Source organism: Citricoccus sp. NPDC079358 (genome assembly GCF_040702545.1).
Taxonomy (GTDB): Bacteria; Actinomycetota; Actinomycetes; order Actinomycetales; family Micrococcaceae; genus Citricoccus.
The window spans coordinates 1-11720 of record NZ_JBFBLI010000025.1; the positions used below are offsets into that span (position 1 = coordinate 1).

Here is an 11720-nt window from a genome sequence, read left to right on the forward strand (position 1 = left end):
GATTCACTTTTTAACAAGGGCTGCGCCTATCCTCCTGGACGCCACGCCGGGACACGGGTTGACATCACCCTGCCGACCCTAACCAAACGGCATTGCCCCTAACCGGGCCCGGGCACTATCAAATGACCATTGACGCTACCGCTCGGCCGAGTTGCGGCGTGAAGCCCAGCGCCGTTCAAAGCGCATGCAATAGGGTCGTCACCGATAGGATCACTCTGCGGCGCTGCGCAGCGCGTCTTACTCCAAATCGGTCCACACATCCGGGCCGCCATTTCTCGGGCCGGCCCGTAAACCACACGGGCAACCAATATCCGGCCTCGTCGAAAGGGGACAGATGTGCCCCGTCATGGCTGGCGCTGCACTTTTTCCTTCCCGCCAGTCTGTATGTGTTCATAAACGACCGATTGTGATCCGGCGGATTCTGACACCATGTGTCAGGTTCAGAGGTCGACGGCACTGATGTCAGAAGTGGGCTTCACGGATTCCTAGGTGACGTCAGAGGTGTTCCGTAAGGGGATCCCTGATCGGCGATGTCGAGTCACAGCTATTGCATCCTCTGCCGTGAAGTGCTGTTGGACGTATCTCCGCAGACAATCTGCGGCCTGTCGCCGTGCCTGGAGCTGATCCTTCGTGGCGGGCAGAATGGCGTCATGCTCAACACCCGACGTGTCCATCACGACCTTGTGTCGGCTTCGCTCGCCGCCCGCGACGACGACGAGCTGGCCGCGCTCCTTCATGCTGTACCCATCAGTGCTGTGGGCGCGGGCGGTGATACCTCGGTGCTCGACGTCGACGACGTCACGGTGTTCGCTAAACGTGTTCCGATCACTGACCGTGAACTGGCGCATCCGCACAGCACCGCAAACCTGTTTGACCTGGCGGCCTCCTGTCAGTACGGCATGCACCGCCTCGCAGGCCCAGGCTTCAACGCGTGGCGTGAGCTGGCCGCGAACGTCACTGTCACCGAGGGAGTCCTCTGTGGTGAGTCCGAGGCCTTCGCCCTGCTGCATCACTGGCGGGTACTTCCGGGCCGCCCGCCCACCGCACCAGAGCATCAGGACATCGAGGCGGTGGTTGCCCAGTTCGGAGGGGACCCGGCGGTCCGGACCCGCTTCGAGGAGTTGGCCGACGCAAGTTTCAGCCTTGTGCTCTTTCTTGAGCACCTCCCTGACCGCTTGGTCGACTGGCTGAATGACCCGCTGGCCAGCGCCGAGACGATCGAGCGCCAGCTATTCGAGGCTGTCGCGTTCCTGCGTCGCCGCCAGATGCTGCACATGGACGGACACTTCGGCAATATGCGGGCCGACGACGATCAGATCTACCTCGTTGACCTCGGGCTGGCCACATCGCCGCGATTTGACCTCTCCAACGCGGAGCGTGACTTCGTTGCGAGCAACGTCGACCACGATGCCGACTACGCGGCGATGCGAATCGTGAATTGGATAGTCACCACGGTGTGTGAGTTGCCTGTGTCGACCAGAGGCGATCTAGCTGCACGCAATGCCTACGTGCGTCGGTGCGCGAGCGGTGACATCCCGCACGACATGCCGGCGGTAGTGGCGGGCATCCTCGCTGAACATGCTCCCGCTGCGGCCGAGATGAATGACTTTTGCTGGCGCCTGGTCGATGGAGATATCCACACGCAGTATTCCGGGGTACGGCCAAGCCCCGCATCTGCCCCATAGAGCTCTCCATCCCCTTGCGGGCGCGAACCATGGCCCATATGCCCGCGCTGGCACGTTCGAGCCGATGGTCGTGGCCAAGCGTCAGCGCCGGCTGGAACGGAGATGCGCGACTGGAATCAGATCAAGCTAGCGGTACGGAGAGATGAGCGATGCCGAAGGAGACATGGTGGAGCCCCGAGTGCGCCTTATTGACGCTCGCTTCACTCATGTTCGGCACGAGGGTGAAGTCGCCTCCACCTGAGGTTGGCCACGCTGATTAAGGCAGCTTGTCGGGCGGGCCGTGCATGAGAGTTGAGGCACTTCTCCAGACTCCATGGTGAGTCCGTCCTTTCGAGGATCGTTGTTCGAAGAGGCCCCCTCAATCCCGGCTGAGCGTCGTACTTAAGCGTCCGGTTCACCTTGGCAAGGTGGTGGTGTGAGTCAATCGTCGAGAAGCGCCATCAGCCGAGTGACCGTTGCCCAGTTGCGCATCGTGTTGACCACGTCCGTGGCCGTAGCGGCCGGTGGTCGGGACAGTTCGGTCGCCAGCACACTACGACCCAGGCCATCCGGGGTACGGAGGTACAGGGAGCTACCGATCACGGTGGCGTCGTCGCGACTGCCCTTGTCCCGGGCTCGCTGCACAGCTGCGGTCACGGTCTCGGCTGTGGCGGGGCTGATCTCGTCTCGATGGAACACCACGTGCAGGAACTTCGGGTTGGTCTCTTGCGGGTAGGGGTTGTCCGCCACCACTGACCTCAGCTGCGGTCGAGACAGCACGACCACACCGGTTCGCACGTTTGACCGATCAGCAATCGCGTCTTCGAGCGTGGTGGCCAGTTTCGTGCCATCAGCCTCGGCGCAGCTGAACACCACGTTTCCGCTCTGTATGTAGGTCACGACATCACTGAAGCCGAGTCCTCTCACGATCTCGCGCAGATCCGACATCGCCAACCGGTTGCGCCCTCCGACGTTGATGCCGCGCAGGAGACCGACATGGGTGCGCATGGCCACATCCTGTCAAATTCCAGAGGGGACCACTAGTTGGGAAGACCGTCCTCAGCCGAGTCATCATGGGCTCGTTTCACGAGGAGGACGCCATGCCGCACCCATGGGGTCAGAGGACGTCGTAGGTGATATGAACGGCGCTGGTCGAGACGGAGACGTCGGCCTGTTTGAGCTGTCGCGGCGACATCCCATCGAAGAGTGGGATGCCCACGCCCATGATGATCGGCGACAGATGGAGGCGCAGCTGGTCGAGCAGCCCGGCTTCGAGACAGCCCCTCACCGCCGCGCCCCCACCCATGACGTATACGTCTCGACCTTGAGCGGCCGCACGCGCCTGATCCACGGCAGCCCGGAGGCCGGCGGTGACAAAGGTGACCTCGTACAGGGATGCGATCCGGGGAGGATCGGGCTGGGTACTGGTGACGACGAAGAGGGGCGGTCGAGCGTCACGGTCGGCACCGTACGCCATGCCCTCTTTCCAGCCGTCCGGCGCGTTGACAACGTCAAACACGTTGCGTCCCATGATGACCGCTCCGGCCTCGGCGGCGCGGTTCAAAGCCTGTTGGTCGGCTTCCTCGCCCGCGAACACCCAGGCATGAATCTGATCTCCGCCGTCGCCCAGACCGGCGTGAGGGCCGGCATCGGGGCCGGCCACAAAGCCGTCGATGCTGACACTGATATCTCCGATGACCTTGGCCATGTCATTCGACTCCTCGATTGATGCCAGCGCACGACGCCATGGGTCTTCAACGGCTCACCCGGCGGCCACGTCCGAGCCTCATATTTTCCACCGCAGCAGGGAGACATGTCTACCCAGGGCCCGCTGGGCCGCCCTCTTCCGCGATGGCTTGGCCCTCATCCTCCGCGGACTGCAACCGGCCTCGTAGGAGCAGGGAGACATGCCCCACCGCATGCCCCGAGTAGTGTTCTGCCATGACCGACTCTGCACGTGAGACTCGCCAGCCCAGTGACATCGACGCGTTGGCCAACCGCTATTTCGCCGACCTCCTCGCCCTGCACCCCGAGGAGGCCACCGCGCTGGGCCACCCCGGCCACGAGACCGAGTACGCGGACTACTCCCCCGCGGGCTCGGCCACCGAGGACGAGCTGAACCGGGTACTGCTGGAGGACCTGGACCGGCTCTCCCCGGCCGATGACGTGGACCGGGTCACCGTCGACGCGCTGCACGAGCGGGTGGGGCTGCAACGCCGGATCCATGCCACCGGCCGCACTGAGCTGAACAACCTGGCCTCCCCGGCCCAGGAGATCCGCAGCATCCTGGACCTGATGCCGATGGAGACCGAGCAGGACTGGGCCCAGATCACCGGTAGGCTGGCCAATCTGCCCGCTGCCCTGGCCGGATACGCCGAGTCCCTGCGGGCATCGCGCGACGCCGGCCAGGTCGCCGCCCAGCGCCAGGTCGACATCGTCATCGAGCAGGCTGAGGCCCACTCCGCTCCCGGCGGCTTCTTCCCGGGGCTGGTCGAGCGCGCGTCCGCGGTCGGCGTCGTTCCCTCCTCCCTGCTCAGCGAACTGAAGGCCCAGGCGTTCCGGGCCGGGACCGCCTACCAGGGGCTGGCGGACGTCTTGAAGGAGGAGGTGCGGGGCAGCGCACCGGAACGGGACGCCGTCGGGCGGGAGCTCTACGAGCTGTACTCGCAGGAGTTCCTGGGCGCCCGGATCGACCTGGAGGAGACGTACGCGTGGGGGCAGGAGGACCTCGCGCGGATTGTCGAGGCCCAGCAGGCCGATGCCGAGCGGATTCAGCCCGGCGCCACCATCGACGAGGCCCGCGCGATCCTGAACGCGGATCCGGCCCGCCGGCTGCAGGGCACCGCGGCGCTGCGGGACTGGATGCAGGGCGTCACCGACACCGCGCTGCAGGAGATGACCCGCTACTTCGAGATCCCCGCCCCGATGGACCGGGTCGAGTGCATGATCGCCCCCACGCAGGAGGGCGGCGTCTACTACACGGGCCCCTCGGACGACTTCTCCCGGCCCGGCCGCATGTGGTGGTCCGTGCCCGCCGGGGAGGACTCCTTCACCACCTGGCAGGAGACCACCACCGTCTACCACGAGGGCGTGCCGGGCCATCATCTGCAGATCGGCACCGCCATGCTGGCCCAGGACGAGCTGAACGACTGGCGGCGCAACGGGCTGTGGACCTCCGGGCACGGTGAGGGCTGGGCCCTGTACGCCGAGAAGCTCATGGACGAGTTCGGTTTCCTCACGGATCCGGGCGACCACCTCGGCATGCTGGACGCCCAGCGGATGCGGGCGGCCCGGGTGGTGTTCGACATCGGCGTGCACTGCGGCTTCGAGGCCCCGGCGTCCGAGGGCGGCGGCGTGTGGACCCCGGAGCAGGGGTTCGCGTTCCTGACGAAGCACCTCAACGACTCCCCGGGTCAGATCCGGTTCGAGTTCGTCCGGTACCTCGGCTGGCCGGGGCAGGCACCCTCCTACAAGGTGGGCCAGCGCATCTGGGAGCAGATCCGCGCCGAGCACGCCGACCGCGCCGCCGCGCAGGGTCACGCGTTCGACCTCAAGGCCTTCCACACCCGGGCCCTGCGCCTGGGCTCCATGGGGCTGGACACCCTGCGCCAGGCGATGGCATGAGCGGTGAAGCGGGCGCTCGGGTGAGCGGTGATGCGGGCACTCGGGTGAGCGCTGCTCCGGCGCCCGGACCTGAGGCCATTGACCGTCAGGAGCACGACGGCGGGGCGCCGGTACCGCGGCTGGTGCTGGCCTCGGCCTCGCCGTCCCGGGCCCGGATCCTCGAGGCCGCCGGTCTCCCGTTCACCGTGGTGGTCTCCGACGTGGACGAGGACGCGATCGCCGCGGAGTATCCGCTGGCCAGCCCGGCTGAGACCGCGCAGTTGCTGGCCCGGGCCAAGTCCGAGGACGTCGCCGGACATCCCGAGGCGTCCGGCGCCCTGGTGATCGGCTGCGACTCGGTGTTCGAGCTGGACGGCGTGGCCTACGGCAAGCCCTGGGAACCCGAGGTCGCCCTGGAGCGCTGGCGGGCGCAGTCCGGTCGCACCGGCCACCTGCACACGGGCCACTGGGTCGTGGACAACCGCGGCATCTCCAGCCGTGATGTTGGCGAGTCCGGCCCCCTGTCCGGGACCGACGGCGGCGCCCCGCTCGCACGTCCGGCCACCGGGGCGCTGTCGAGCGCGGCGGTGAGCTTCGCCGACGTCGACGAGGAGGAGATCGCCGCGTACGTGGCCACGGGCGAGCCCCTGCAGTGCGCCGGGGCCTTCACGATCGACGGCCGCGGAGCCGCCTTCGTCACCGCGGTGGAGGGGGACCCGAATGCCGTGATCGGCCTGTCCGTCTCCACCCTGCGCAGCCTGCTGGCGGAGTTCGGGGTCTCGCTGGCCTCCCTGTGGGAGGCAGGCCGCGCCTGAGCTTGCGGTGTGCCTGTTCTCACACGGCCTGGTCCCCTTTTCGGATGAGGCGAGCCACGCGGTGTCCCTCTACGCGATCGGCGTGGTCATCGGCGCACCCCTCATCGACGCCCTAACCGCCCGCATGGAACGCCGGCGCCTGCTGCTGGGGCTGGCCGCCCTGTTCGTGATCGGCAGTATCGGCAGCACCCTGACACCGTCGCTGCCGTGGATGCTGGTCTCCCGCTTCATCACCGGGCTGCCCCACGGGGCCTTCCTCGGCATCGGCGCCGACGATGACCGATCTCACCGGGTTGTCCGAGTCCGCCGTCCCCTGGGTGCTCGTCTGCTTCGGTGTCGGCATGACCCTCGGTTCCCTCATCGCCGGCCCGCTCGTGGACCGCTCGATCGAGAAGTCCGCCGTGGGCGGCGTCATCAGCCTGGGGCTGGTCCTGCTGGCCTTCGCCACCCTGGCGCACGTCCCCGCCGTCACCATCGCCTGCGTGCTGCTGCTCGGCGTCGCCGGCTCCCTCTTCACCACCGCCCTGCAGGTGCGCCTGCTGCGCGAGAGCGGCGATGCCCCCTCGGTCAGCGCGGCCATGAACCATGCCGCCTTCAACTTCGCCAACGCCCTCGGCGCCTTCCTCGGTGCCGTGGTGGTGGACGCCGGGCTCGGCTACCGCTCGCCGGCGTTGCTCGGGACGGCACTGACCGTGGTGGGCCTGGCGATCATGATCCTGGCGGTGGTGACGCACCGGCGCGCTCGCACCGGGCCCGTACCCTCCCCTGGCCGGTAACCTGCGGATGGTTGTGGGATTCCTACAACCGATGCCGTGCGGCGCGGGGAAAACGCCCCGGATCCTGTAGGAAACCCACCGCCACGTCTAGGCTCGGCAGGTGGGCTGCCCCGGCATCAGGTCGGGTCCGGCCCCTCGCAGACCGCCTGCGCCGACGCTCATGAAGGAGTCCCGCCCCGATGTCCCAGCCGACGCCGACCGCCACCACCGCAGCCCGCCCGTTCTCGCGGGTGCTCGTGGCCAACCGCGGGGAGATTGCCGTCCGCATCATCCGCGCGGCACATGACGAGGGACTCAGCGCCGTGGCCGTCTACGCGGAGCCGGACCGCGAATCCCTGCACGTGCGGATGGCGGACGACGCCATTGCCCTGGGCGGGGCCTCCGCTGCCGACTCCTACCTCGTGGTGGACAAGATCCTCGCTGCCGCCCAGGCCTCCGGCGCCGATGCCGTCCACCCCGGCTACGGCTTCCTGTCCGAGAACGCCGACTTCGCCCGCACGGTCGAGGCCGCCGGGCTGGTGTGGATCGGCCCGCCGGCCGCCGCCATCGAGCAACTGGGGGACAAGGTCTCCGCCCGCCACCTAGCCCAGAAGGTCGGCGCCCCACTGGTGCCCGGCACCGCCGATCCGGTGGCGAACGCGGACGAGGTCCTCGCCTTCGCCGACACCCACGGGCTCCCCCTGGCCATCAAGGCCGCCCACGGTGGCGGCGGCCGCGGCATCAAGGTGGTCCGCAGCCGCGAGGACATTCCCGAGATGTTCGACTCCGCCGTCCGGGAGGCCACCGCCGCCTTCGGCCGTGGGGAGTGCTTCGTGGAACGCTTCCTGGACGCCCCGCGCCACGTGGAGACCCAGTGCCTGGCCGATGCCGCCGGCAATGTGGTGGTGGTGTCCACTCGCGACTGCTCGCTGCAGCGCCGCAACCAGAAGCTCGTCGAGGAGGCACCGGCCCCCTTCCTGACGGCCGAGCAGCAGCAGCGGCTGTACGACTCCTCCAAGGCACTGCTGGTGGAGGCCGGCTACGTGGGCGCGGGCACGTGCGAGTTCCTCGTGGGCACGGACGGCACCATCTCCTTCCTCGAGGTCAACACCCGTCTGCAGGTGGAGCACCCCGTCTCCGAGGAGGTCACCGGGCTGGACCTGGTGCGGGAGCAGTTCCGCATCGCCCGCGGCGAGGACCTGGGCTACGGCGATCCGGAAGTGCGGGGTCATTCCTTCGAGTTCCGCATCAACGGCGAGGACGCCGGCAAGAGCTTCATGCCCTCCCCCGGCACCCTGACCCGCTTCCGCCTGCCCTCCGGCCCGGGCGTCCGCGTGGACGCCGGCGTGGAGGAAGGCGAGACCATCACCGGCGCCTTCGACTCCATGGTGGCCAAGCTGATCGTCACCGGCGCCACTCGGGAGCAGGCCCTGCAGCGCTCCCGCCGCGCCCTGGCCGAGATGCAGGTCGCCGGCATGCCCACCGTCCTGCCGTTCCACCGCGCCGTGGTCTCGGACCCGGCCTTCGCACCGGAGGACGGAGGCCCGTTCACCGTGCACACCCGGTGGATCGAGACCGGTTTCGAGAACACCATCGCCCCGTTCTCCGGGACTCCGGGCACTCCCGGAGACGCGGAGGAGGAGCATGAGGACCGCCGCTCCGTGACCGTGGAGGTCAACGGCAAGCGAGTCGAGGTCACCCTGCCCGCCATCCTGGGTGCCATCTCCACCGTGGCCACCGGCGCCAAGGCCGGATCCCGCCGCCGCAAGTCCCGCGGCACCCGGGGCGCCACCGCTGCGGGAGCCAATGGGGACACCCTGACCTCACCGATGCAGGGCACGATCGTCAAGGTCGCGGCCGGCGTCGGGGATGCCGTGGCCGAAGGCGACCTGATCGTGGTGCTCGAGGCGATGAAGATGGAGCAGCCCTTGACCGCGCACAAGTCCGGGACCATCACCGAGTTGAGCGCCGAGGTGGGCGCCACGGTCACCGCCGGCGCGGCGATCGCCGCCATCACGGACTAGGACTCGCAGGACCGCTCCTCCTGCAAGCAAGACCGTCTCACCATGTGGACTCGATGTCCGCATGGTGGCGCCCGCGCGTAGAGTCGTCGGGTCGCATTTCGCACCGGCCAAGAGCCGGCACACCACTGACGTTGCATTGCATGAGGAGCAACCATGTCCACTGACCTGTCACAAGACAGCTCAACCCCGGATCCCGGGACCGACGCGGTCCATGTCAAGGATGATGGCACCAAGGAGCTGGGCGTCCCCCGGTCCCGCGTGGTGATCGCCTCCCTGATGGGCACCACGATCGAGTTCTACGACTTCTACGTCTACGCCACCGCGGCGGTCTCGGTCTTCCCGCTGATCTTCTTCGCCGCCGGTGACGAGGGTGCAGCCCTGCTGGCCTCCATGGCCACCTTCGGTGCTGCCTTCGTCGCCCGCCCGGTCGGCTCGATCCTGTTCGGCCATTACGGTGACCGCGTCGGCCGCAAGGTCACTCTGATCGGCTCCCTGCTGACCATGGGCATTGCCACGTTCCTCATCGGCCTGCTGCCGACGTACTTCCAGATCGGCCTGTGGGCCCCGGTGATGCTGACCATCCTGCGCTTCTGCCAGGGCCTCGGGCTCGGCGGCGAGTGGTCCGGTGCGGCCCTGCTGGCCACCGAGACCGCAGCCAAGGGCAAGCGCGCCTGGGCGGCCATGTGGCCCCAGCTCGGTGCCCCGATCGGCTTCCTGCTGGCCAACGGCCTCTTCCTGATCCTGACCCTCAGCTTCAACCACGACTCCACGAACCCTGACATGGAGGGCCCGTTCCTCACCTGGGTGTGGCGCCTGCCGTTCCTGCTGTCCCTGGTCATGGTGGCTGTGGGCCTCTACGTCCGCATGCGCCTGCAGGAGACCCCGGTGTTCCAGCGCGCGGTGGACAATGACGAGCGCGTCAAGGCACCCCTGAGCGAGGTCTTCCGCAAGAACTGGCGCGAGCTCATCCTGGGCACCTTCATCATGCTGGCCACGTATGTGCTCTTCTACCTGATGACCACGTGGATCCTCTCCTACTCCATCAGTTCCCCCGACGCCAGCGGGCTGGGCGTGCCCTACGCGGACTTCCTGGTGCTGCAGCTGATCGGCATCCTGTTCTTCGCCGCCTTCGTGCCGGTGGCCGGCTGGCTGGCGGACAAGTTCGGCCGCAAGCCCACCCTGATCGTCATCACCTCCCTGCTGATCCTCTTCGGTCTGACCTTCGGCTGGTGGCTCAGCGCCAGCTCGATCGGCGAGGGCTCCGAGTTGAACACCACGCAGATGATGATCTTCCTGATCGTCGGCATGGCGCTCATGGGCCTGACCTTCGGTCCGATGTCCGCCGTGTTGCCCGAGCTGTTCCCCACGAACACCCGCTACACCGGATCCGGCATCGCCTACAACGTCTCCTCGATCCTCGGCGCCGCCCTGACCCCGTTCGTGGCCCAGTGGCTCGTGCTGAACTTCTCGGTGGCCCACGTCGGCTACTACCTGTCCTTCGCCTCCGTGCTCACGCTGATCGCCCTGATCATCGCCCCGGAGACCAAGACGAAGTCCCTGGACACCGAAGCAGAGACGGTCACGCTGCCCTGACATGAGTTGACCCGATCTGACCGGCCATGCCGGTCAGAATGTACGACGCCGGCCCGGCACCCCCGCGAGGAATCGCACCGGGGTGCCGGGCCGGCGTCGTCCGCCGGAGCACTGCCCCCGCCGGGACGGAACATGGTAGACCGGAGAGAACACACACGACGAAGGAGCAGCTGTGAAAACTTGGGTGATGGACGGAGTCGACGCTGACTTGAGGTTCGAGGAGCGCGAGAAGCCGACGCCGGGACCGGGTGAGGTCCTGATCAAGGTCGTTGCCGCCGGGCTGTGCCACAGCGACGTCGGCTACCGGGAAGGCGTCATCCCCATCATCGTGGACCTGCCGATCGTCCTGGGCCATGAGGTTTCCGGGACCATCGAAGAGGTCGGCGAGGGCGTCACCGAGTTCAAGGTCGGGGACGAGGTGGCCCAGGCCGTCAAGGCCACGGACGCCCCGGGTGTCTCCCGCGACGGCGGCTACGGAGAATACGTGATCGGCAACGTCGAGATGCTCGTGCACAAGCCGGCCGGCGTCGAGTGGTCCCAGGCCTCGGCGGCCACCGATGCCGGGGTGACCTCCTACTCCGGCGTGGTCGTCCACGGCGGAGTCGAGAGGGGCATGCGCGTCGGGATCCTGGGCCTGGGCGGCTTGGGCATGACAGGCGCCCGGATCGCGGTGGTGCAGGGGGCCGAGGTCATCGGCATCGAACCGCGCGAGGAGGCCTGGCAGGAGGCCAGGGACCGGGGCGTCTCCCGCGTAGTGAAGGACGTCAGTGAGCTGGCCGGTGAGGACCTGGACGTGGTCATCGACTTCGCCGGCTTCGGCGAGACGACCATCAAGGCCCTGGACGCCGTGAAGTTCGGCGGCAAGGTCGTCCTGGTCGGCATGGGCAAGCTCGAGTTCGACTTCCCGTCCTTCGACTTCATCACCCGGGCCATCACGCTCCAGGGGTCCACGACCCTGGGTAAGCGCGAGCACCTTGACGCGGTGCTGAAGATGATCGCCGACGGGGATCTCACGATCACCTCGGCGGACATCGGCTTCGACGACATCCCCGAGGGGCTCGATCGACTGGCCAAGGGCGGGGTCGTGGGGCGGCTGGTCGCCCGCTACGACCGCTGAGCCCTCCGCCAGCGCATCACGACGCCGGCCCGGCACCCCCGCGAGGAATCGCACCCATCGACACGTCACAGTTCCACATCATCTTAGACCGCAACCGGGCTGCGGCTGATCCTGCCGTCCCGGACGCTACCAGCGGGCGCGGCGCGGAA

At 67.8% G+C, this 11720-nt stretch carries 9 protein-coding genes and 1 pseudogene; 8 read left to right on the forward strand and 2 right to left on the reverse strand.

All coding sequences use genetic code 11. The annotated features are described in order from the left end of the window. The first annotated feature begins 650 nt into the window (after positions 1 to 650). Entirely contained in the window at positions 651 to 1685 is a 1035-nt protein-coding gene (locus tag AB0333_RS16630; RefSeq protein ID WP_366219794.1) for a serine/threonine protein phosphatase, read from the forward strand. Between the two features lie 420 nt (positions 1686 to 2105). Here AB0333_RS16630 and AB0333_RS16635 read toward each other — a convergent pair whose 3' ends face one another. Both AB0333_RS16635 and AB0333_RS16640 read right to left on the reverse strand, forming a co-directional pair. Next, positions 2106 to 2672, reverse strand: a complete 567-nt coding sequence (locus tag AB0333_RS16635; RefSeq protein WP_366219795.1) for a DUF1697 domain-containing protein — start codon at positions 2670 to 2672, stop codon at positions 2106 to 2108. 109 nt (positions 2673 to 2781) lie between these two features. Then, complete coding sequence (locus AB0333_RS16640) at positions 2782 to 3372, reverse strand: dihydrofolate reductase family protein (RefSeq protein ID WP_366219796.1); 591 nt, start codon at positions 3370 to 3372, stop codon at positions 2782 to 2784. A 233-nt stretch (positions 3373 to 3605) separates the two neighbouring features. Here AB0333_RS16640 and AB0333_RS16645 point away from each other — a divergent pair, with 233 nt between their 5' ends. From AB0333_RS16645 to AB0333_RS16675, 7 genes and pseudogenes are all read left to right on the forward strand, one after another. Continuing rightward, positions 3606 to 5288 carry a DUF885 domain-containing protein gene (locus tag AB0333_RS16645; protein WP_366219797.1) on the forward strand — a complete coding sequence of 561 codons (1683 nt, stop codon included), beginning with the start codon at positions 3606 to 3608 and terminating at the stop codon, positions 5286 to 5288. Positions 5289 to 5332: 44 nt separating this feature from the next. Then, the gene (locus AB0333_RS16650; protein ID WP_366219798.1) at positions 5333 to 6082 is read left to right on the forward strand and encodes a nucleoside triphosphate pyrophosphatase; all 750 of its coding nucleotides are present in this window, start codon (positions 5333 to 5335) and stop codon (positions 6080 to 6082) included. An 82-nt stretch (positions 6083 to 6164) separates the two neighbouring features. Then, positions 6165 to 6284 (forward strand): annotated as a pseudogene (locus AB0333_RS16655) (MFS transporter); the annotation flags it as partial. A gap of 73 nt (positions 6285 to 6357) precedes the next feature. Beyond that, a complete protein-coding gene (locus tag AB0333_RS16660) occupies positions 6358 to 6858 on the forward strand; it encodes an MFS transporter (protein ID WP_366219799.1) in 501 nt (166 codons plus the stop codon). Between the two features lie 179 nt (positions 6859 to 7037). Next, entirely contained in the window at positions 7038 to 8861 is a 1824-nt protein-coding gene (locus AB0333_RS16665; protein WP_366219800.1) for a biotin carboxylase N-terminal domain-containing protein, read from the forward strand. 153 nt (positions 8862 to 9014) lie between these two features. Then, positions 9015 to 10454 (forward strand): MFS transporter, encoded by a 1440-nt coding sequence (locus AB0333_RS16670; protein WP_366219801.1) that lies wholly within the window; start codon positions 9015 to 9017, stop codon positions 10452 to 10454. 172 nt (positions 10455 to 10626) lie between these two features. After that, positions 10627 to 11571, forward strand: a complete 945-nt coding sequence (locus tag AB0333_RS16675; protein ID WP_366219802.1) for a zinc-binding dehydrogenase — start codon at positions 10627 to 10629, stop codon at positions 11569 to 11571. Positions 11572 to 11720 lie beyond the last annotated feature (149 nt).

Excerpts from the sequence above, each read along its gene's own strand:
- AB0333_RS16640 (WP_366219796.1), bottom strand. The coding sequence starts at position 3,372 with ATGGCCAAGGTCATCGGAGATATCAGTGTCAGCATCGACGGCTTTGTG.
- AB0333_RS16645 (WP_366219797.1), top strand. The coding sequence starts at position 3,606 with ATGACCGACTCTGCACGTGAGACTCGCCAGCCCAGTGACATCGACGCG.
- AB0333_RS16665 (WP_366219800.1), top strand. The coding sequence starts at position 7,038 with ATGTCCCAGCCGACGCCGACCGCCACCACCGCAGCCCGCCCGTTCTCG.
- AB0333_RS16635 (WP_366219795.1), bottom strand. The coding sequence starts at position 2,672 with ATGCGCACCCATGTCGGTCTCCTGCGCGGCATCAACGTCGGAGGGCGC.
- AB0333_RS16660 (WP_366219799.1), top strand. The coding sequence starts at position 6,358 with ATGACCGATCTCACCGGGTTGTCCGAGTCCGCCGTCCCCTGGGTGCTC.
- AB0333_RS16630 (WP_366219794.1), top strand. The coding sequence starts at position 651 with ATGCTCAACACCCGACGTGTCCATCACGACCTTGTGTCGGCTTCGCTC.
- AB0333_RS16670 (WP_366219801.1), top strand. The coding sequence starts at position 9,015 with ATGTCCACTGACCTGTCACAAGACAGCTCAACCCCGGATCCCGGGACC.